Annotated in this window: 17 protein-coding genes and 1 tRNA gene; 9 read left to right on the plus strand and 9 right to left on the minus strand. The window is 40.6% G+C overall.

Translation table 11 applies throughout. The annotated features are described in order from the left end of the window. Positions 1 to 96: 96 nt before the first annotated feature. Positions 97 to 387 (minus strand): cell division protein ZapA, encoded by a 291-nt coding sequence (locus NQ546_RS08450; RefSeq protein WP_004289692.1) that lies wholly within the window; start codon positions 385 to 387, stop codon positions 97 to 99. A 14-nt stretch (positions 388 to 401) separates the two neighbouring features. Continuing rightward, the gene (locus NQ546_RS08455; protein ID WP_004289693.1) at positions 402 to 695 is read right to left on the minus strand and encodes a hypothetical protein; all 294 of its coding nucleotides are present in this window, start codon (positions 693 to 695) and stop codon (positions 402 to 404) included. Between the two features lie 319 nt (positions 696 to 1,014). Here NQ546_RS08455 and NQ546_RS08460 point away from each other — a divergent pair, with 319 nt between their 5' ends. Continuing rightward, on the plus strand, positions 1,015 to 1,596 hold the full coding sequence (locus tag NQ546_RS08460) for a 5'-methylthioadenosine/S-adenosylhomocysteine nucleosidase family protein (protein ID WP_004289694.1): 582 nt from the start codon (positions 1,015 to 1,017) through the stop codon (positions 1,594 to 1,596). A 29-nt stretch (positions 1,597 to 1,625) separates the two neighbouring features. Here NQ546_RS08460 and NQ546_RS08465 read toward each other — a convergent pair whose 3' ends face one another. Beyond that, entirely contained in the window at positions 1,626 to 1,985 is a 360-nt protein-coding gene (locus tag NQ546_RS08465; protein WP_004289695.1) for a YbaN family protein, read from the minus strand. A gap of 121 nt (positions 1,986 to 2,106) precedes the next feature. Between NQ546_RS08465 and queD the strand changes: the two genes are divergently transcribed. Together queD and NQ546_RS08475 are read left to right on the plus strand one after the other, a co-directional pair. Beyond that, the gene (gene queD, locus NQ546_RS08470; RefSeq protein WP_004289696.1) at positions 2,107 to 2,439 is read left to right on the plus strand and encodes a 6-carboxytetrahydropterin synthase QueD; all 333 of its coding nucleotides are present in this window, start codon (positions 2,107 to 2,109) and stop codon (positions 2,437 to 2,439) included. 11 nt (positions 2,440 to 2,450) lie between these two features. Beyond that, on the plus strand, positions 2,451 to 2,996 hold the full coding sequence (locus NQ546_RS08475; RefSeq protein ID WP_004289697.1) for a 7-carboxy-7-deazaguanine synthase QueE: 546 nt from the start codon (positions 2,451 to 2,453) through the stop codon (positions 2,994 to 2,996). 177 nt (positions 2,997 to 3,173) lie between these two features. Here the strand turns inward: NQ546_RS08475 and NQ546_RS08480 are convergent, their stop codons facing one another. From NQ546_RS08480 to NQ546_RS08490, 3 genes are all read right to left on the minus strand, one after another. Further along, on the minus strand, positions 3,174 to 4,805 hold the full coding sequence (locus NQ546_RS08480; RefSeq protein WP_004289698.1) for a glycoside hydrolase family 43 protein: 1,632 nt from the start codon (positions 4,803 to 4,805) through the stop codon (positions 3,174 to 3,176). A gap of 388 nt (positions 4,806 to 5,193) precedes the next feature. After that, positions 5,194 to 5,266, minus strand: a tRNA-Trp gene (locus NQ546_RS08485). A 75-nt stretch (positions 5,267 to 5,341) separates the two neighbouring features. After that, positions 5,342 to 5,926: a uracil-DNA glycosylase family protein gene (locus NQ546_RS08490; protein WP_004289699.1), complete on the minus strand. Its 585-nt coding sequence runs from the start codon at positions 5,924 to 5,926 to the stop codon at positions 5,342 to 5,344. Between the two features lie 110 nt (positions 5,927 to 6,036). On the opposite strand from NQ546_RS08490, the gene NQ546_RS08495 reads away from it, so the two are divergent. Next, positions 6,037 to 7,104, plus strand: coding sequence for a GNAT family N-acetyltransferase (locus NQ546_RS08495; protein ID WP_004289700.1), 1,068 nt, complete (start codon positions 6,037 to 6,039; stop codon positions 7,102 to 7,104). A gap of 62 nt (positions 7,105 to 7,166) precedes the next feature. Here NQ546_RS08495 and NQ546_RS08500 read toward each other — a convergent pair whose 3' ends face one another. Continuing rightward, positions 7,167 to 7,793 (minus strand): hypothetical protein, encoded by a 627-nt coding sequence (locus tag NQ546_RS08500; protein ID WP_004289701.1) that lies wholly within the window; start codon positions 7,791 to 7,793, stop codon positions 7,167 to 7,169. A 79-nt stretch (positions 7,794 to 7,872) separates the two neighbouring features. Continuing rightward, positions 7,873 to 8,514 carry an AlbA family DNA-binding domain-containing protein gene (locus NQ546_RS08505; RefSeq protein ID WP_004289702.1) on the minus strand — a complete coding sequence of 214 codons (642 nt, stop codon included), beginning with the start codon at positions 8,512 to 8,514 and terminating at the stop codon, positions 7,873 to 7,875. A 149-nt stretch (positions 8,515 to 8,663) separates the two neighbouring features. Here NQ546_RS08505 and NQ546_RS08510 point away from each other — a divergent pair, with 149 nt between their 5' ends. Next, positions 8,664 to 8,840 (plus strand): histone H1, encoded by a 177-nt coding sequence (locus tag NQ546_RS08510; RefSeq protein ID WP_004289703.1) that lies wholly within the window; start codon positions 8,664 to 8,666, stop codon positions 8,838 to 8,840. Positions 8,841 to 9,147: 307 nt separating this feature from the next. Here the strand turns inward: NQ546_RS08510 and NQ546_RS08515 are convergent, their stop codons facing one another. Then, the gene (locus NQ546_RS08515; RefSeq protein WP_239463452.1) at positions 9,148 to 13,146 is read right to left on the minus strand and encodes a hybrid sensor histidine kinase/response regulator transcription factor; all 3,999 of its coding nucleotides are present in this window, start codon (positions 13,144 to 13,146) and stop codon (positions 9,148 to 9,150) included. A 193-nt stretch (positions 13,147 to 13,339) separates the two neighbouring features. Between NQ546_RS08515 and NQ546_RS08520 the strand changes: the two genes are divergently transcribed. The 4 genes from NQ546_RS08520 (at position 13,340) to NQ546_RS08535 (ending at position 20,953) form a co-directional block, all read left to right on the plus strand. After that, positions 13,340 to 14,569, plus strand: coding sequence for a DUF2264 domain-containing protein (locus tag NQ546_RS08520; RefSeq protein ID WP_004289707.1), 1,230 nt, complete (start codon positions 13,340 to 13,342; stop codon positions 14,567 to 14,569). Between the two features lie 23 nt (positions 14,570 to 14,592). After that, a complete protein-coding gene (locus NQ546_RS08525; protein ID WP_050764428.1) occupies positions 14,593 to 15,831 on the plus strand; it encodes a DUF2264 domain-containing protein in 1,239 nt (412 codons plus the stop codon). Positions 15,832 to 15,898: 67 nt separating this feature from the next. Next, positions 15,899 to 17,866 carry a hypothetical protein gene (locus NQ546_RS08530; RefSeq protein ID WP_004289709.1) on the plus strand — a complete coding sequence of 656 codons (1,968 nt, stop codon included), beginning with the start codon at positions 15,899 to 15,901 and terminating at the stop codon, positions 17,864 to 17,866. 24 nt (positions 17,867 to 17,890) lie between these two features. Next, positions 17,891 to 20,953 (plus strand): SusC/RagA family TonB-linked outer membrane protein, encoded by a 3,063-nt coding sequence (locus NQ546_RS08535; RefSeq protein ID WP_004289710.1) that lies wholly within the window; start codon positions 17,891 to 17,893, stop codon positions 20,951 to 20,953. The last annotated feature ends 13 nt before the right edge of the window (positions 20,954 to 20,966 follow it).

Here is a 20,966-nt window from a genome sequence, read left to right on the forward strand (position 1 = left end):
AAAAACACTGCATAAAAACCTGTCTGTTACAAGACAAGGCTTTTGTACAGTGCGTAATGTTGTTCTCTCGTAAAAACAGAACAGAAAATCGTTTCCTTATTTTTCCTTGAAATAGGTTTCCAATACTTCTGTCAGTTCCTTTATCTTGGCTGTATAGGGGGCAGTATCATTACGGTCTTTCAATTGAAGGGTCTCCAAAGCAAATTGATAAGCTACCATAGCTATAATTCTCTCTGAAGAGATGTTCTGATAATGTTCCCGATACGCATTGATCCGGATATTTACCTGCTTGGCAGCTTCCCTTACTATTTCCTCGTCCTCGCGATTGATTGTGAGGGGATAGGTCGCTCCTGCCATTTGCAGGTTTATCTTTATCTTATCGTTCATACATCCTCTTTCTTTTATTCATTCAACAAAGCGATGCATTTATCGACTTCACGCACTAATTTGGACAATCGCAGCTTCGTCTCTTTTACGTCACTGCCGTTAAGGCTGATTGTCGTTGCTGTTTTTAGGTTTGTATAGTTAATCTCCAGCTCTTTATAATCAGCTTGCACTTTCTCGTATTCTTCCTTTTTTGCCTCGAGAAGTTGCTTAAGTTCAGCATTTTCGCGTTTTAATTCATCATGCAGATAGATTAAATGCCGCAGTCTGGCTTCAAAAGTACTTAATAGCTTCTTTTCTTCGTCTGTCATTACTACACCAAAATTGTACACAAAAATACAATTAACTTGGAGATTACAAAAGCTTTTCGAGGAAAAATGTTTCGTATATGTTGAAATAAGGGGAAAATAAGGCTGCATAATCTAACAAAATGAGAGTTTCATGCAATGTTCCTCTATTTTTTATCTTTAATAATTGCCATGAACTTTATCTTCATAAAATAGTTCACAAAATAGTTTGGTTTATGAAATAAACTGTTCATATTTGTGTCAGTGATCGTTTGGACTGTTGCAGTTGTAACGAATTGCGTTGAGAAATCTTTTGAATAATAGGAATAAGGAATAAGACAGTATGAGAATTTTAGTTACTTATGCCGTTCAGGGTGAGTTTACGGAATTGAAGTTTCCCGGTTTGATAGGAGAAGAGGAAGTGCAGGTGGGTTATCTTCGCACCGGAATAGGAAAAGTGAAATCGGCTTTTTATCTGGCGGAAGCGATTAGTAGTGCACAGCCGGATTTGGTTGTTAATGTGGGTACGGCAGGTACTGTCCGTCATCAGGTGGGGGATATTTTGGTATGCCGTCATTTCATAGACCGCGATATGCAGAGACTGTCTGGCTTTGACATGGAGTGTGAGATAGATTCTTCGGAACTGTTGGAGCAAAAAGGCTACTGTCTACATTGGCAGGGAGAGGGAGTGTGCAATACCGGTGACACTTTTCTGACGGAATTGTCGGATGTAAAAGGGGATGTGGTGGACATGGAGGCTTATGCCCAGGCATTGGTGTGCCGCGCCAAGAATACGCCGTTCATTGCAGTGAAGTACGTGACGGATATTATCGGGCAGAACTCTGTGAAGCATTGGGAAGATAAACTTGCAGATGCCCGCAAGGGATTGGGAGAATTTCTTGAAGCATTGGGAGGAGTGGTTTAGTGTATACTTCGTAATAGCAAGGCTCCGCCTCATTTCAGCGTTTTGAAAGAGAGGATGTGATAACTTGTTCCCGCTGCAATCAGTAGCAACAGTATTTTCAGCCACCAATAGGGAGCAATAAAAAAGACGCAGTTGAGGATTGTTATCCATATCAGTGATACGGAAACGATTTTCGCTCTTAACGGAATAGCTTTGTTCTCGCGGAAGTTACGGATATAGTTTCCCAGATATTTCTGGTGCAACAGCCAGTTGTAAAGACGGGGAGAGCTGCGTACGTAAAGGGCGGCTGTGAGTAGCAGAAATGGGGTTGTTGGCAGCAACGGAAGGAAAATTCCGATGATGCCAAGTATTAAAGAAAGTGTACCGAATAGAATATAAAGGGCTTTCATGTTGCAAAAATAGAATAAATAACTGTCAATTCCAGTGTTTTTTGTACTTTTGCTGCTGCATCGAGGTGACATTAGATGCGTAGTTCTATAAAAATGATATTTTAATTAGCGTATTAACAGTATGTATACAGTCATTAAACGAATGGAAGTTTCGGCTGCCCATAGCCTGAAACTTTCCTATCAAAGTAAATGTGAGAATCTGCATGGTCACAATTGGATAATCACAGTTTTCTGCCGTTCCAAAGAGTTGAATTCCGATGGAATGGTGGTTGATTTCAGCCATATCAAACAAGCGGTGAAAGAAAAGCTGGACCACCGGAATATCAATGAAGTCCTTCCTTTTAATCCTACTGCCGAGAATATCGCGCGCTGGATATGCGACCAGATACCGACTTGCTTCAAGGTAGAAGTGCAGGAGTCCGAATCGAATATAGCTGTCTATGAGGAGGATTGACGAGGTTGTTTATGAGAAAGATCAACGAGATATTTTATAGCTTGCAGGGAGAGGGCTTTCATACGGGCACTCCGGCGGTCTTTATACGCTTCTCCGGTTGTAACCTGAAGTGTTCTTTCTGCGATACGCAGCATGAGGAGGGAGTTCTGATGTCCGATGAGGAAATTTTGGACGCGGTAGGGGAGTATCCTGCTACAACGGTGATACTGACGGGCGGAGAACCTTCACTTTGGATCGACCGGGAGTTTGTGGACCGTCTGCACCGGATAGGAAAGTATGTCTGCATCGAGACTAATGGAACGCGCGCGTTGCCGGATAATATAGACTGGGTGACTTGCTCGCCCAAACAAGGTGCAAAGCCGGTCATTTCGCGTATGGATGAAGTGAAAGTGGTGTACGAAGGGCAGGATATAACCGTATATGAGTTGCTTCCTGCCGGACACTTTTTTCTGCAGCCTTGTTCATGCAGCAATGTTGCGGAAACTGTGGCTTGCGTAATGCAGCATCCGAAATGGAGATTGAGTTTGCAGACACATAAGCTGATTGATATCCGGTAGTTATATGCTGCCTTGTGTCTGGAAGTGTGTTATGGCATGATAGTGTTGTAGCGAAAAGAAAAGTGGAGCAGTGTGTGGCATATTCAATATGCCCGGACATACTTGAACATACCGCACACTGACAATCAGAGTAAAACTTGTGAAAGGTTCAAAATATGTCCGGGCACGTTTCCTTATTTATTTCTCTTCACATTGGTACTTGAAGAAATCTACGTCAACGTATCCACCGGTCTTTTTGGTTGCATAGTTGAAGATGCCGAACTTCGTACCCATAAAGAAACGACGATAGTCGAACACCATGCGGTAGTCCTTTGTACCAATCTGCATCCACTGCCCGCCATCGAAGCTGTAAAAGAAGTTGGCTGCATCGCGTCCGCCACGCTGACCGGGACGGAATTTGCCGTCCAGACGTAACCAGATCTTTGGCTGTTTGGCATTGACAAGTTTGGTTATATCGACGGTCTCGATTATCTTCTCATCAACATTCGTTACGGCTTTCTCACGTTCGGTCAAGGTGACTTTCTGTTCACTCATCTCAAGTGTCAGTTTTTTGCCATTCTTCTTTACGGTCAGCACACCGCTGTCGCCGTTGAATGCAGCCAGTCCGGCACAGTCGCCATCTTTCATTTTCGACAAGTCCATACAGATGTAGCCGCTGCAAGCCGGTCCTTCCATACGCTGTGTCAGCGTGTTGGGGGCTAAATAGAGGTTAGGTACCACGCGGCTGGTCTTCAGTCGCAGGAATCCCGGACGCTCAGTCAGGCTCCACGCCTGGTCTACGGGATTGTGGTTCCATTGCCAATGTAAGCCTAATCGGGTGTCGTCGAAATCATCGGGCAGAACAATGCTTGTAGCCGGTTGCCCGCTTTTGTATGGACGCATGATTTCGGGCACTTTATAGTTTTCATCGCCCAACATCGGCCAGCCGTCAATCCAGCGGACAGGAGACAATGTCAGCACACGACCCACACCGCCACGATCCTGGAACATAATGCCGTACCAGTCGCCTTCCTCGGTATCCACAATAGTGCCTTGTGCCAGATGGCGGAAACCACCGAAATCACTCTCCAGAATAACGTGCTTCTCCCACTTGCCGTTCAAGTCTTTGGTGCGGTAGCACACCTCACGCCGGTTCAGCCCACTGCTATAGGCTTGACTGATGAGCATAGCATAATAGGTGCCGCGATGCTTGATGACGCGGGTGCCTTCCAACAATCCGGTCTCTTCTTTTTCACGCTGGAAATAGTGGCGCAAGCTACCCTCGACAACTCCTTTCAAATCGGGTGTCAGCTGGCACATCTCGCCCGTTCCAAAGAAAACGTAAGGCGTGCCGTCGTCATCGAAGAACAAGGTGGCATCGTGAAAATGGCGCATACGTGCATGGATGGTCCATGGTCCCTCGGCTTTCGGTGCGGTAAATATATAGGTGTCGCCCATAGCGCCCTGTTCATTAGGGGCCAACAGTGCCCAGAACTTACCGTTGTGAAATTTCAGTGATGTGGCCCACTGTCCGCGTCCATAGACGGTACCTACACCTTCGCCCTTCTGCTGGTCGAGTGGCAATGAGAACGAAAGGTCATACTTGGGGGAGTCTGTCAGCTTATCGAAAATATAACTCACTGTTTTCCAGTTTTTCAGATCTTTCGATGCCATTACCGGTGCGCCGGGCATCAGGTGCATGGTGGTGCTGACCAGATAAAACGTATCCCCCACACGAATGACATCGGGATCGGGCACATCGGCCCACAACATCGGATTTTTAATCGGTGCTTCTTTCACCGGCTGGGCAACGCTAATGGTGCACAGCATACTTAACAATAGACAAGAAAATAAATACTTCATAATGTTAGATTGGAATTATTATTTACTCAAATAAAATGATATGAAACAATTATAGCTTGCAAGTTAAGCAACAAAAAGATTATCCCCAATTCTTTCTGTAAACTTTTTTGTTAAAGTAACGAAAATATTTTTCGTAAAATACAAGAAGTAAAGTAGGAAAAACATTATTCGTTATGAGATAAGGAACCACCTGTTTAAGCTGTTTCAGCTTATGTGGATATACTGCTTTTTCTACATATTTCGGAATATGAAAATATGAGATGTCAAACTACTGGGTATTCAATTTGTCCGACTTTCACCCGGCCCATAAACAGAAAAAAGCTATAAGTGGTAAACTTACAGCTTTCTATCATTGCACGGGAGGAGAGGCTCGAACTCCCGACACCCGGTTTTGGAGACCGGTGCTCTACCAACTGAGCTACTCCCGTATTTGCGGCTGCAAAGGTAATAGAATCTTTCAAATCCGCAAGCTCTTTGTCGCTTTATTTTAAAGGGAAAGTTGCTTATAGCATTTGTAAGTCCTGATACATAATGCGATACGCTGCCGTTTTTTTTTCTAAAGCAAGTGGATAGGCTCTTGATGAAGAAGGCATGCGATAGAGGCGCATGAGGCGACCTTCAAAAATGAATTCTGTAAAGTCTCCCACTTTGGGTTCTTTTAATGAAAATAGCGCACAGAGTGTATCTGTGGCCTTCTGTCCGGTAGTGACAATTGCCTTACATAGCGGTAATTGCCGTAGCAGTGCCGCGATGTCGGTAGGCTGAACCACTTCGAGAAACTTGTCAGAGGCATTGTCCTGCAACCGCCGTATGGACGTGGCAGTATCGAACAAGGCTATACCTTTTTCGTTCAAAAAACTGATGATATGCTCTTTGCAAAAGGCTTTTAGGGATTTATCTACAAAATGGTCTTTATCATTGAAAAACAAGAGACCTGTAATGCGCCACATGTCATTGTTCCAATTGGGATAGTAAAAGTCCATTGACCACCGTTTTTTCTGCGGCGGGAAGCTCCCCAGCATCAGCAATTGTGCATTGGCGGGGAGAAAAGGTTCCAAAGGATGCTGTTCTATTTCCGGTTTTGCCATATCCAGTTTTCTTCTTCTTTTGCAAATATCGTTATTCTGTATAAATTATTAAAAGAATAATCGATATATTTGTAGAGACACTTTGAGTTGTTTATAGAAAATCTAATAGTATGATAGACCGAAAAGCGATTGAGATTTCAAAGGTTAGTGTGGCAGATGCTTCCCAAATCGTGGAGTTACAAAATGAGTTGTTGCTGAATGACAGACGAGACTACAAGGACGGATTTCTGGTATCCGGCTTTAGAGAGGAGCAGTATCGTGATTTTGCTGTGCGATATGAATACTTCTATAAGATAGTGGTGCATGGAGAACTGGCAGGAGTGTTATTGGCTTATGAAAGTAAGCATATTGAAATGGATGAAAAATCTAATATGTTGTTGAAATATGCTTTGAATAAGGAGTTCGTATTGATAAAGCAGGTATTCGTGAGCCCGGATTTTCAAAGAAAAGGAATCGCTTCATTCCTTTATGATTATTTGCAGGATATTATTGGCGGAAAAAAGCCTTTAGTGGCTGTTGTCGTGCTTGATCCGTTCAATTCCGGAAGTTCTTATTTTCATCAGGAGAAGGGATTTCATGAATTCCTGAATTTCGTTCCGGATGCCGATCCCGACGGTGTTGTGCGTAAAAGGGCGGCTTGGATAAAACCTTCTGCCGAAGCGAAGGGGAACATTATGTTCGATCTGCGTTTGAACAACACGATAGACGGGACGGATGATCTGGGAGATGTTATGGTGTCGCGTATGGAGAACCTTGTGCAGCTTTACATCCATGAGGACAATTTGAATTGGACTAAGTTTAGTTTGCAGACTACCATTCTGTTTGCCTTGTTCGCCACTTTTGCCTATTTCTATGAAAAAGAAATATTGCCGGATACTTTTCCTGTACTGGTTACAGTGGGAATATGGGGCGCCATAATAAATATTCTTTTTATCCTGAAGATACGGAGTGGCATCAGGTATATGAATACTTATAAAGGAAAGATACAGGATTTTGATTTATTGGTTTCTTTCCACTATCCTAAGTTGAAGAAGATATTCAATAGAGACGAGTTCATAGCCCGGAAATCGATAACCTGCCGTTTGCTATATTTTACTTCAGTTGTAGGGCTAATCAGTTGGGTGGTGGTTTCAGTACTACTGGTATGCAAAGCAATGCATTGGTTCACTATATTCTAAAACAAGGACGCAATGGGATACTTGCATATAGCAGCAGTAACTCCATTGCGTCCTTATTTGTTTTATTTGTCTTCCGCTGTTTTATTTTTCGGTTCTTTCTTTGCCAGCAGAACGATGTTGTACACATATTCGGTCATCCATTGCTCTGAGTATCCCAGACGTTCTTTGTACTGGCGGACTGTCATGGCTGTTTTGTGTACATCATCTTTTTTCCAAACGGTTTTGGTGCAGACCTCATGCACTGTTTTTTCAGTCATACTGCGTAATGCACCTTTAAAGATGGACGGCATGCGGAATTTCCATTGCATCAGATTGCCCATCAGCATCATCAGGTCATTGGAAAATCCCTGATACATGAAAAGGTAACCTTGTACATCATTTTGTGTGCGGCAATGCTTTTTTACGGAAGCATCGATTTCCTTAAAGAAGTTTTCACTGATTCCGTAGTCCTGCATCAACATCTTGCGGGAAGCTGTTTTTTCTGCCTGCCCCAGACGACCGCCTTGTGTGGGGATCTTGAACAGACGCTTGAAGTTGGCCACATCCGGAACAAAGCGGATGTTGGTAATACCCAAATTTGCAGCTATCACAGATTGGAAATAGACGCGTGTCAATGAAACGAAGTCTTCCACATTTTTGGAAGAGACTTCTTCTGAATTCTTGTTGAATAGTTTGGCAAATATACCCATGATGATAATTTTTCTAATTTACGGGTGCAAAGGTAGCAAATAACTTGCTTTTTACCAGCGCTCCAACTCTTTTTCTACTTCATTTCAGTTTGAAGTGAAATTTATGTCCTTCGAAGACGGGTTCCACAATGTCGTAACGGATGAATTTTGCCAGCAGATGCTCTGCGGCACGACGTGACAGATGCGCCAAGCGGCAATAGCGGTTCAGTGAAAGCCGGTCGTTTTGCTCCAATAAATCAAGCAATAACTGTTCCCGTTCGGTATATTCCATTAATTCTCCTTTGGGACTTTCACTTTGCTGCCAGATGCGCAGGTGTACCGGGGTGGCAAGTATATTTTCATCCTTGATGCGCAGGTAGGCAAGGTATTTGCCTGCTTCGTCTTTGGCATACACCGGTTTCTGGTCACTTTCATCAATCTGCACAAGTAACACGCTGCGGCCTTCCACTTGGTAGGTCTGCATGCTGTAACTTACTTCGGGGCGACAGTATAGCCGGGCTGCTGCCTCTATCATATATTGTTCTTCATCGGAACGCACTCCGGCAATTTTCCCATTGTCTTTTACGCCGATAAGAAGACGTCCGCCGTCTGTATTTGAAAATGCCGAAAGTGTCTTGGCTATTTTTCGAGCATCGGATATTTCGAACTTGAAATCCTGCTGCTGATGCTCTCCTTCGGCTATGAGAGCATGTATATATTGGGCATCAGTAAGCGTTTTCATACCTGCAAAATTAGATAAAAAACACGTATAAGCCTTTTTTTATGTCGATTTTGCAGATTATTTCAAAAAAAATATTGTTTTTCTGCATTTATTTCAAGAAAGAATGTATTTTTGTCGGACATTATTAACGAAGTAATTAAAAAAGGATTATGAAAGAATTAGTTGAAAAAGTTGCAGAATTGTATGCTGCATTCGAGAAAGATGCAAAAGCTCAGTTGGAAAACGGTAATAAAGCAGCCGGAACTCGTGCACGTAAGGCTTCTTTGGAAATCGAAAAAGCAATGAAAGAATTCCGCAAAGCATCTTTGGAAGCTTCTAAGAAGTAAGGAAAACGCAGATTTAATGCTGTGAAAGACTGCCCACCGGCGGTCTTTTTTGTTTGGCACTGTCCATCATTTTGTATAAATAGAAAACTTCAGGGTTCAGGTTTTATACTTGAATCCTGTTTTCAAATATAGTGATAAATTGGTTAAAAATCAACGCTCAATTCGAGACTATCCTGTGAGATGCCTTCATTATCCTGATCTTCGATAACCCACATGCTCATGTGGGTAACCGTTCCTTTCTTAGTATTATCTATCTTGTCTAAGACCTTCTATACGTTTTCCTTTCTCTTCCTATTTTTAGTACGTGCTATTCATTCTTATTTCTAGTTAGACTTAGTTTATATTGAGTAGGAGTCATTCCAACCAATTCTTTAAATAGTTTGATGAAGTAGCTTGTTGAACTGAATCCAAGTTGGAATGCGAGTTCATTGATTGATATGTTATTGTCTTCTCTGAGTATCTTTATGGCTGCTTTCAGTTTTGTGTTAATAATAAATTCGTTGGGAGTCAAACCTGTGATACCTTTAATCTTTGAGAAGAATTTGGTTCTTCCCATTCCCACTTGTTGTGCAAGGAAATCTATGTTAAACATCGGATTGTCGAAGTTCTCATTAATAATGCGGATAGAGTCTTCTATGAGGCTTTGGTCCAATGAACTGGTGGCAATCATTTCAACTGAAGTGTTGATTTCCTTGGTAAACTTTGCTTGCAACATCTTTCTTGAGTTGACCAGATTATTGCAACGGATGATGAGATGCTTAATACTGAAAGGCTTTGTAATATAGTCATCTGCACCTATTTTCAAACCTTCAATGATATATTCGGATGCAGTTTGTGAGGTTAATAGTATAATTGGAATATGTGATGTCTCTATGTTGGTTTTAATCTTCCGGCAAAGTTCTGTGCCCGATATTTCGGGCATTACTACATCGCTCAATACAATATCCGGTTTTATATTGAGAGTTTTTTCATATCCTTCGGCACCATTGACGGCAGTGTCTACTATGTAGATAGGTTCGAAGATAGAAACAAGCAAATTCCTTACTTCCTCGTTGTCTTCCACAATGAGTATCTTGGAATTTCTTGTGTTTGCTTCCTCTTGTTGCTTAATCAGTTCATTGAAGAATTTATCATCGGGAATATTGTCTTCTGAATGCTCTTCCAGCCGATCAAAGTCGTTTAGGACAACATCCGCATCCGATTGTATTTGCTCGGTAGGATATTCTATGTTTAGAGGCATTTCAATGATGAAGCTACTGCCCTCCACTTTCCTGCTTTTTACTTGTATAGTTCCTTTATGTGCTTCTACAATGTTTTTGGCGAAAGCAAGTCCTATGCCTGTGCCGTATTTATTGCTGTAATTAGTGTCTTCACTCTGATAGAAACGGTCGAATATCTTATTTATTTCTTTAGAACTGATCCCGATACCCGTATCAATCACTTTAATTTGAACTTTATCTGCATTCTTATTGATTTCTATAGTGATATTGCCGTTATCGGGAGTAAACTTGAATGCATTGGAAAGTAGGTTGAATAGTACTTTTTCCATCTGGCGCGAGTCATAATAAAAAGATATATCTTCATCGCTGGTTTTCACTTTTAGGTTAATCTTGCGAGTGTCTGCATATTCCTTGAATGACAAACTGATTTCATTAACCAGATTAACAATGTTATTATAGTTCACATGTAATTTAAGAAAACCTTGTTCCTGTTTTCTGAACTCCATAAGTTCGACAATCAGTTTATTCATGCGGGTGGCATTGCGCCAAATGCTTAATAGACGGTTATACAACTTAGGAGGCAGACTTTTGGATTGGAGCATAATCTCCACCTGACTGAAAATTAAAGTAAGAGGTGTTTTAAATTCATGTGATATATTAGTAAAGAAACGCAGTTTGGCTTGATTCAGCTCTTCAATTTGTTTCTTCTGTTCCTTTTCCAATTTTAATGAAGAGCGTAGCATTAATATTTGGTAGATTTCATATAAAATGAAGAGGCTGATTAATATATATATAATGTATGCAATGGTGGTCTGATAGAAAGGAGTCTGCACTTCTATCTCCAAAGTCCTTTCGGGATATTTGCCCGACGGGAGTCTTGATTCACCCTGAATGTGGAGAATATATTTACCGGGAGACAGGTTCGTGTAAGTTATTTCGTTCAAACTGTTAGCACGCTTCCAATCTCTGTCAAGTCCTTCCAACTTGTAGCGGATGCCACATCTCAGTTCGTTGGCATAATTGTTAGTGAACACTTCGATAGAAAAAGAGTTGGTTTTGTGGGACAGTTTTATCTTATTGCAAAGCAACAAATTCTCATTCAATATCTTACTTGCATCGTTCACTTCTATTTTTTCACCGTTTACTATTAGGTTGGATAGGTTTACCCGGTAGTCTTGTGGTTCAATATACAACTTTTCAAATGGGAATTCGCAAAAAATATTCTGCCCTCCAAGGAATACATGGTTCTTCTTAGAGACATACAAACTGTAATCTGTGATGTTGAAAGTGGAGATGAACTTATTCTTATTAATATTGATAATTTCCCAGTTGTTTGCTTTTACACAACTCAATCCATTGCCTGTGGCAACCAGAATATCTCCTTTACTATTCTCTGTAATATCTAAAATGAAGTTACTGTTCAGTCCTTTTTTTTTGTCTATGTGTGTGAATCCGTTCTCTCCTTTGGGGTTAAGATATAACCCATGTCTTGCCGTTCCTATCCAGATGTTACCGTTGCTGCTCTCATATATTTTATTAACGGAGTAGTTTGAACCTGTACACAGGTGGATTTGCTCCATTTGCTTCTTTAGTAAGTTATATCTGAACAGTTCGTTACTGGTCGAAATCCAAAGCCTTTCTTTTCTGTCGAGCATAAGATTTGTTATGCTCTTTTCATTTAATCGGTATTCATTTGAGGAAGACAGGTACTCACAACTTCCTTTACTCTTGTCGAACACCCCGACGCCACTATGGGTCGCTAAAATAAGTTTGTCCTTATAGGGTATTATTTCGCGAATATTGTCATCGATAAGAGTTTTGTCCTTATATGTGCGTATAGACTTGGTATTCAGGTTCAATTCTTTTAATCCTTCAAGCAGCGTGCCCACCCATAGAGTATTATTTGTATTGTCGAGATACAAAGTTTGTGCATTGTAGTTTTCTCCTTTTATAGAGAAAGGTACGAGTTCCCTGCTTTGGTTATTGAATTGGTATATACCTCCCCGTTCGGCACAAATCCATAAGTTACCTTTCTTATCCTCGGTTGTTTTGCCAAATAGTAGGTTCTCATTTGAATTAATATGTTGTTTGACAGGGAAGTGATAAGTGAATGTTTCATACTCCGGATTGAAGAAGTTGATTCCTCCAATGAAAGAACCGCTCCAGATAGTGCCTTGTTCATCTTTTGCTAGACAATAAATGGAACCGTCATTTGGAGTATAAAGATTATCACTTAGATATTCGTAGTGAATGAATTTGTTATTGTTCCTTTGATATTTGTTCAGTCCGTTGAAAGTGGCAATCCACAAATTTCCCGAGTTGTCTTCACAGATAGCTCGGATTATATTGCTTGAAATACTTTCGGGGTTACTGGGAACATGTAAATAGTTCTCTATTTGATTGCGCTTGCCCAATTTAAACAAACCATTCCGGCGGGTGGCAATCCATATGTTTTGTTCCGAGTCGAATAATAGTTGGCGTATTTGCTTTATGTGGGGAAGAATATTCCTTATAGTCATATCCTTTTCAATGAGGAATACTCCGTTATCTTTCGTTCCGATGCATATATCCTGTTGTGGGGTCTCTATGATATAGTCGATAACGGAGGTGGAATCGGGTAGACTATAATATTTAACTAACTGATTATTGTCCCATTGATAAACGGTATTTTTAATTCCTACCCATAATGTGGAGTTACCGTAGTTAATGGTATTGGTATAAGGAATGATGTGTGTGAACTTGTTGGAGCGGATATCCAGTTGGATAACTCCTGAACGGGTATCCAGATATATTTTCCCTTTTTTATCGCCGCATATTCTCCGGATGAGGCTCTCGGCAGTGGGCACATCCTGATATAGTTTGTCTATGTATTCTGTTTTGTTACCGTTATATTTTATCAAACCGTTTTTAGTTCCGAACCACATGATACCGAATTCGTCTTGGTAAATGGAATAAACAGTAGTTTGATGCATCCCTTCATTTGTCTGCAGGTGTGAGGAATGTATTCTTATATTGCCTTGTGCCCTTGTAGGAGAAATTAAGGTAAGCACAGAAAATAAAACATAAAGGATAAAGCTTCTTTTCATATCTGTAATTTGTTACAAACAAATATAGTAACTTTTTAAGTTGAAGTGATAATGATATTGTACGAACAATAGTGATATTGTACGATTGTCTTTATCTGTTGTCTTTGTATGAATTTAACATAAGTATGAATCTGCGGGTTATTTCTTTGGCGGCCTATCCTCTATCTTTGCTTTCGACAAAAAAATATAATTTATGAGAAACACAATTATTGTATTATTTGTTTCAGCTTTTGTTGCTTTCCCAAAAGTGAAAGCAATAGAAAATTCAACTCCGGTAGCCGACCGGGAGTATTGGGTAAATACATTAATCAGGATAGCAGATCCTGTTATTCGTAATCTTAGTGAGGATAAACTCAAAGTCAGTATTCCAGTAGGACGTTCTTCCTCTGCCAAGGCAAGTACCCGTGAATTTGTTACACACATGGAGTCGGTGGGGCGAACCTTTGCCGGCTTGGCACCATGGCTGGAGCTTGGTCCTGATGAAACTCCCGAAGGTCAATTGCGTGCGAAGTATATCGAGATGTCTTGCAAAGCGTTAGCAAACTCGGTAAATCCAGTTTCAAATGATTACTTCAATAGTACGGCTACCCGCCAAATTCTTGTCAACAGCGCATTCCTTATACAGGGCTTAATGAAAGCGCAGGTGCAGCTTTGGGGAAATCTTGATGAAGTAACCCGTGAAAGGCTGATAGAGCAATGGAAATCTACTCGTACCATGAAGCCAGGAAACAATAATTGGCTGCTTTTTTCAGCAATGGTTGAGTGTGGGCTGAAAGAATTTTCCGGTGAATGGAACTTTGATGTAGTGAAACATGCTTTAGACTCTCATGCTGAATGGTATAAAGGTGATGGTATTTATGGTGACGGAGCGGCGTTCCACTTGGATTATTATAACAGCTATGTTATTCATCCTTTACTGCTTCAAGTACTTGAAGTGACAAAAAAGTATAAACCCGAATATCAGGAATTCTATAATAAGGAAATAATTCGCTTCAAGCGTTATGCTGAGATACAGGAACGGATGATTGCACCTGACGGCACTTATCCCGTTATAGGCCGCTCAGTTACTTATCGTTTTGCTGCTTTTCAAGTTTTGGCACGTACGGCTTTGATGAAAGAACTTCCCGAAACCATTAAACCGGCACAGGTTCGTTGTGCATTGACTGCCGTAATGGAACGATTGTTTGAACAGCCTGGAACATTCGATGATAAAGGATGGCTTACTATCGGCGTATGCGGTAACCAGTCAGAATTAGGGGATGTTTATCTGTCTACTCCTTGTGTGTATTTGTGCAGTCTGGGGTTTGTTACTCTTGGTCTGCCTGCGACAGATGAATTTTGGGCAGCCCCTCCCGAAAACTGGACAAGTAAGAAGGCTTTCTCTGGTGAAGCATTTTCGATAGACAAATTTATTAAAGAATAAAAGACGAAAAACGAAAAGATATGATGAAAAATGTGATCTGTAAAATATGTACTACTTTGGTAGTGATATTCTATCAAACAAACATGACGACGGCTCAGGAAACAACCGGGCTGCAAGACCGGGAATATTGGGTGAGTGTACTCACGAAAATAGCCGATCCTGTATTGGTAAATATGAGTGAGGGTAATTTAAAGAAAGCAATGCCTGTGGAAACAGCATCGGGTGTTACGAATCCTCCGAACATCAAGACCACCCATTTAGAAGCATTGGGCAGGTTACTAACAGGAATCGCCCCGTGGTTAGAACTCGGTCCGGATAGCTCGCCGGAGGGAAAGCTAAGGGCTAAGTATATAGACCTTATGGTGAAATCCATAGCTCATGGTTTTGACCCGGCATCTCCCGACTATCTTAATTTCGTAACAACACGTCAGCCTTTGGTTGACGCTGCCTTTTTCTGTCAAGGGTTACTTCGTGCACCGAAACAGGTTTGGGGAAATCTTTCTTCTAAGACTAAACAGGATGTGCTGAATGCTTTACAGGATATCAGAAAGATAAAACCCGTTGAAAGCAATTGGTTATTATTCTCGGCCATAGTTGAGGCTGCAATTCTTGAATTTACCGGTAAGTGGAATCCAGATCCTGTGGAATATGCACTGCAACGATTCAAGGAATGGTATAAAGGGGATGCTTGGTATGGAGACGGAGCAAACTTGCACATGGATTATTATAATAGCTATGTCATCCACCCCATGCTGCTTGATGTATTGACTGTCATGCATAAACACAAGAAAGGTGAGGAAGAGTTCTTCAACATTGAGAAAGCGCGTTTCACCCGGTATGCGGAACAGCAGGAACGTTTCATTTCACCAGATGGTTCCTATCCCGTGGTCGGCCGCTCCATAGCTTATCGCTTTGGGACTTTTCAGGTTCTTTCGCAGGCTGCGCTTCAGGGTTATCTTCCCGCAAGTGTAACGGAAAATCAAGTACGTTGCGGCCTGACGGCTGTGATAAAAAAACATATGAATGTCTCCGGTAATTTCGACTCTAAAGGTTGGCTTACATTAGGTTTTTGTGGACATCAGCCAGCCATTGCTGAAAGATATATATCTACAGGAAGCCTTTACTTGTGCACTTCGGTATTCGTAGCATTGGGGCTTCCTGTAAACAGTAAATTCTGGACAGCTCCTTATGCAGCATGGACGGGCAAGAGAATATGGGGCGGGTGTCCGGATGTCCGTTTGGATAAGGCAATAAAACTGTAAAATTATGTAGGTGGGTTAGGTCTATGAAGTAAAGAGACTAAGTATAACCAAAATTGTGTATGTTACTATGAAAACACTATTTATCTTGTTAAGTAGCTTGCTGATTCAGAGCAGTCTGTTTGCGACTTCATCCTTGCGGAAAGTAGTAAATATCCTGCCGGCTCAGGCTGAAACTATCTATGCAAATCATCCTTATGGCGACAGGATAATAAGCTTTTTGAAAAATCAAACCAAATGTATCGGTTTTACTGCTACGGGATTTGATAATAAGGAATATCTGGTTCAGATAGAACGACAGGTTAGGGCTTTCTATCCTTATCAGAATAAGGAAACTGGCGCTATTATTGATCCTGTTTATAAAATAGAATGGCAATACTCTACTCCGTGTTATGCTCTTTCGGTGGGTTTGCTTAATAAAACAGGTTTTATAAAAGACGCTATACTTCTTAAGAGCGGCATCAGAGCATTGGATTGCTCCATTGCCGAAATGAATGAAAACCGCTGCGCGCATCATCACGGAGAGTTTTTCATTCAACCCATTATGTTAGCACTTGATTTATATAAAGGATATGTATCGGAAGCACAGATGACCGTATGGAAAGAGAAAATAGCCGAAGTCGATCCTTATTTGCTATATAAAGATAATTTGCAGAAAAAGAAATTCTGTTATAATCATAATGTGGTGGCTTTGGCGGGAGAATATATCCGCATGAAAGAAAACATAGCCATAGACAGGAACTTTCTTGAAATACATTTTGAACATCAAAAACAATACATGTCTGCCAACGGACTGTACATTGATAGCAAAACCAATCCGCCGATGGTGTATGATGAATTTACCCGTCAATTCATGACTTCTATTCTTGTGGAAGGATATGATGGGGCTTGCAAAGATTTCTATTCTCGTAAACTTCTTGACGGTGCATGGACTTCAATATTTATGCAGTCGCCTTACGGGGAGGTTCCCACAGGTGGACGGAGTGCACAGCATATCTGGAATGAAGCAGCAGCAGCAGTTACCTATGAAATCTATGCATCCCAGTATGCATCTCAAGGGAAAATGAAAGAAGCTGGAGCATTTAAACGTGCGGCTCATCTGTCACTGAAAAGTATTTCCCGTTGGAAACGTGAAGACGGTTCAGGATTCATCGTTAAGAACCGTTTTCCGATAGAAACGATGCATGGTTATGAAAGTTATTCAGCACAATCACAATACAATTTACTTGCCTGTTGGCTGATGTCGGTTGCTTATCTCTATGCTGATGATTCCATAGAGGAACTGCCTTCACCTGCCGATGTGGGAGGATATATCATTCCCATGCAGGATGTGTTTCATAAACTCTTTGCTAATGTAGGAGGTAATTACATTGAATATGAGCTCAGCGGAGATCCGAGATACAATGCTACGGGATTGATTCGTATTCACTTGAAGAATAGTAATCCTCAATTGGGGCCTACGGATGCAATACCGCATAAATGGGACAATAAAAAGAAGAAGGATTTGGGAGGAGAATTGTTATCAGTTGGTCCTGCATGGTTCGATAAAGAAGGAGTGGAACATCGTTTGGCGGAGTATACTAATATAAGTTATCCTAATACAGAACTCTATTCGGCATATACGGGTACATCGTTACCTGAGATTAAAGTTACTATAAAAGAACAGACTCTCCAAAAAGTAAGTTTTGAAGTAGCTTATATAGGTAACTTCGGGGGAGTGTCCCGGATAACCCAACAATTCACCATTAACGAAAAAGGCTTGATCGTGAAAGATAACTTGCAGGGAGAGGTACAATCTATGCGGGTGTACTACCCGATGTTGGTAGATGATGGTGAAGAAATGACACGCGTGAATATGACAAATAATAAAGTGAGTCTTTCTCTGCGCGACGGAGATATAACATTTGAGGCTCTTTCTCCTCGAAAGAGTGTAATGAAACGAAGCGGAATTTCCCTGTATTGCAGAAACGGTTATGCAGAAGCTGCCTATTTTGATGTGCCGGGGAAGGAAGCAGAGTATAAGGTGACTGGAAGATAAATATTTGATTTTAAATGATAATCTATGAAGAACAGCATGTTGAATTTTAAGTATGTAGTGATTACTCTATTGAGTATATTGCTTTGGATTCCTTTGGGTGCATATGCACAGCAGATAGTCAAAGGAACTGTTTTAGCAGAAGGGGAACCTTTGATTGGAGTAACTGTCAAAGTCAAAGATTCTTCTGGTGGGACAATTACAGATTTGGATGGCAAATATTCAGTTTCGGTACCTAATCTGGATGCTACTTTGGTTTTCTCTTTTATGGGGTATGTAACAGAAGAAATTCCGATAAAAGGGAGAGGGAGTGTGAATGTCACCATGAAAGAGAATGTTACAGAATTGGGAGAAGTAACGATTGTTGGTTATGGTGTTGTGGCTAAACGTGATTTAACGGGTGCAATATCTTCTGTGACATCTAAGCAGATAGAACAAGATGCTTCTCAATCTTTAGAAGGACTTCTTCAGGGAAAAGCAGCAGGTGTTTCTATTATAGCTAATAGTGGGGAACCCGGTGGAGGTATTACTATGAGAATTCGTGGGCAATCGTCTTTGAATTCTGGTATTGAACCTTTATATATTGTAGATGATGTACCTATACAGGTAGAAAATACACAGATGAATCATGGTGGAACTGCCTTGAGTCCGTTAGCAAATATAGATCCTTCGGATATTGCCTCAATTGAAGTCCTTAAAGATGCTGCGTCAGCGTCTATTTATGGTTCACGTGCAGCAAACGGAGTTGTTATTATAACTACGAAAAGAGGAAAAAGCGGAAAACCGGTTATAACTTTTAATGCTTCATTGGGAGTTAGCAATATTGCCAAGAAAAAAGCGGTATTAAACGGGCGCCAATATTCAGAATTGATATTGGATGAGTATGAAAATGCAGGAGACCCAAAGCCGATTTGGCAGGTAGTTGATTCTTTGAATCCAACAACAAGTGCAGATAATGATTGGCAATCAATGGTTTATCAGAGCGCAATTCAGCAGAAATATGACTTGGGTATATCAGGAGGAACAAAAGATTTGCGTTATGCAATGAGTGCTTCTTATCTTGATCAGGAAGGAACTGTAATAAATACGGGTTATAAACGTATCGGGACTCGTATAAATGTAGACTATCGTGCTAATAAATGGCTTAAGGTTGGGAGCAGTACGTCTATTAATGACGGTCGTAATAAGAGAACTACTCAGGGAAATAGCGAAGCGTCTGTGGTTGCAGTCTTAACGTATCCTCCTGTGTTTAGTTCACATAATCCCGATGGCAGTTTGATTGGAAGATTATCCGGAAAGACTAGTCCTTATGCAGCTGCGCAGGCTGCGAAGCGTAATAGCCATAATAATAGAATTGTGACAAACGAATATATAGAATTATTCTTCACTAAGAATTTGCGTTTTAAAACAAACTTTGCTTATGATCTTTCTATAACGAAAGAAGATTCTTTTGCAGATAAGATATTGGATAGCAAGGGTCAATATCAGGCAAGAACCCGTTCGACAAAAAGTTTCACCTGGGTAAATGAGAATCTTTTGTTTTATAATAAAACATTCAATAAAAAACACAATTTGGCATTAATGGCCGGATATACCCAGCAGTCTTGGCAATCAGAATATACAGGCATAGATGGTGAAGGATATTCTTCGGGCAGTATTACTACTTTAAATGCAGCGTCTGTCATAACAAAAGCATATACGCAAAATACTAAACATGCTATTATTTCTTATTTGGCACGTGTTAATTATGATTATATGAGCAGGTATTTGTTTACTGCAAGTATTCGTAGAGATGGTTCTTCCCGATTTGGAAATAATAAGAAATATGGTAATTTCCCGTCTGTACAATTAGGATGGAGGTTTTCGGATGAGTCATGGATGAAATCTTTAAGTTTTCTTTCTAATGGTAAAATACGTTTTAGTTATGCTTTAACAGGCAATGAAAGTATTCCGAATTTTATTACTCATGGAGCCTATGCAGTAACTGGTAATTATATGGGAAGTCAGGCTATTTATCCTACAAGTTTGAAGAATCCGAATCTGACTTGGGAGAATACCGAACAGTATAATTTAGGTTTGGATTTGAATTTCCTGAATAATAGAATCAATTTTATAGGGGACATCTATTTGAAGAAAACTAAAGATCTTTTGTTTAATGTGAGGTTACCTCAAACATCGGGATTTGGTTCTGTGTGGTCTAATTTAGGTAATTTGAGTACAAAAGGACTTGAATTGCAACTTAATACAGTAAATATCAAAGGTAAATTTAACTGGACCTCCGACTTCAACATATCGTTTGATAGAACTATTGTTGATAAATTGCCAGATGGTGCCGATATCTTATCAGGACGCAGTATTGTACGCGAAGGAGAGCCTGTCGGATCATTTTATGGCTGGAATATGTTGGGGGTTTATTCTCGTGACGAAGATAATTACTATGTAAGAATGAAACCAGATGGCACAGTTCAAGAGTATCAATTATTGTTTGGTGCCGGTGGTGCACCTTTTACTGGAGGAGATGTTCAATGGGAGGATATTAATGGTGATGGTATTATAGATGATAGCGATAGAAAGATTATAGGTTGCGGACAGCCTCTTTTCTATGGAGGGTTTTCCAATGAGTTTTCATATAAAGGTGTTTCTTTAAATATATATACAACTTTCTCATATGGCAATGATATATATAATGACGTCCGTTCAACTCAGGACGGTATGGATGCTGTAAACAATGCCACACGTGATGTTTTAAATCGTTGGAGAAAGCCGGGTGATGTGACTAATGTACCTATTGCTATGCGTAAAGATCCTAAATCAAATGGTCGTCAGTCTAATAGATGGATAGAAGACGGTTCTTATTTTAAGATTAAGAGTGTGATGCTTTCTTATGAGTTACCAAAGAAATGGATTAGTAAAGCAATGTTAACTCACTTGAGGGTGTATGTTTCGGGTACCAATTTGTTGACGTTTAGTCATTATTCCGGCTATGATCCGGAAGTTAATGCAACCTCCAGTGCTTTGGAAATAGGTCGTGATACAGGAGTATATCCTTCTGCGCGTACCTTCACATTTGGCTTAAAAGCTTCATTTTAAGGTATAATTTAAA

It is taken from the genome of Bacteroides eggerthii, from assembly GCF_025146565.1.
Lineage (GTDB): Bacteria > Bacteroidota > Bacteroidia > Bacteroidales > Bacteroidaceae > Bacteroides > Bacteroides eggerthii.

What these genes read in the sequence shown, in the direction of transcription:
- NQ546_RS08450 (WP_004289692.1), bottom strand. Translation starts at nt 387, where the DNA reads ATGAACGATAAGATAAAGATAAACCTGCAAATGGCAGGAGCGACCTAT.
- NQ546_RS08455 (WP_004289693.1), bottom strand. Translation starts at nt 695, where the DNA reads ATGACAGACGAAGAAAAGAAGCTATTAAGTACTTTTGAAGCCAGACTG.
- NQ546_RS08460 (WP_004289694.1), top strand. Translation starts at nt 1,015, where the DNA reads ATGAGAATTTTAGTTACTTATGCCGTTCAGGGTGAGTTTACGGAATTG.
- NQ546_RS08465 (WP_004289695.1), bottom strand. Translation starts at nt 1,985, where the DNA reads ATGAAAGCCCTTTATATTCTATTCGGTACACTTTCTTTAATACTTGGC.
- queD (WP_004289696.1), top strand. Translation starts at nt 2,107, where the DNA reads ATGTATACAGTCATTAAACGAATGGAAGTTTCGGCTGCCCATAGCCTG.
- NQ546_RS08475 (WP_004289697.1), top strand. Translation starts at nt 2,451, where the DNA reads ATGAGAAAGATCAACGAGATATTTTATAGCTTGCAGGGAGAGGGCTTT.
- NQ546_RS08480 (WP_004289698.1), bottom strand. Translation starts at nt 4,805, where the DNA reads ATGCTGTGCACCATTAGCGTTGCCCAGCCGGTGAAAGAAGCACCGATT.
- NQ546_RS08490 (WP_004289699.1), bottom strand. Translation starts at nt 5,926, where the DNA reads ATGGCAAAACCGGAAATAGAACAGCATCCTTTGGAACCTTTTCTCCCC.
- NQ546_RS08495 (WP_004289700.1), top strand. Translation starts at nt 6,037, where the DNA reads ATGATAGACCGAAAAGCGATTGAGATTTCAAAGGTTAGTGTGGCAGAT.
- NQ546_RS08500 (WP_004289701.1), bottom strand. Translation starts at nt 7,793, where the DNA reads ATGGGTATATTTGCCAAACTATTCAACAAGAATTCAGAAGAAGTCTCT.
- NQ546_RS08505 (WP_004289702.1), bottom strand. Translation starts at nt 8,514, where the DNA reads ATGAAAACGCTTACTGATGCCCAATATATACATGCTCTCATAGCCGAA.
- NQ546_RS08510 (WP_004289703.1), top strand. Translation starts at nt 8,664, where the DNA reads ATGAAAGAATTAGTTGAAAAAGTTGCAGAATTGTATGCTGCATTCGAG.
- NQ546_RS08515 (WP_239463452.1), bottom strand. Translation starts at nt 13,146, where the DNA reads ATGAAAAGAAGCTTTATCCTTTATGTTTTATTTTCTGTGCTTACCTTA.
- NQ546_RS08520 (WP_004289707.1), top strand. Translation starts at nt 13,340, where the DNA reads ATGAGAAACACAATTATTGTATTATTTGTTTCAGCTTTTGTTGCTTTC.
- NQ546_RS08525 (WP_050764428.1), top strand. Translation starts at nt 14,593, where the DNA reads ATGAAAAATGTGATCTGTAAAATATGTACTACTTTGGTAGTGATATTC.
- NQ546_RS08530 (WP_004289709.1), top strand. Translation starts at nt 15,899, where the DNA reads ATGAAAACACTATTTATCTTGTTAAGTAGCTTGCTGATTCAGAGCAGT.
- NQ546_RS08535 (WP_004289710.1), top strand. Translation starts at nt 17,891, where the DNA reads ATGAAGAACAGCATGTTGAATTTTAAGTATGTAGTGATTACTCTATTG.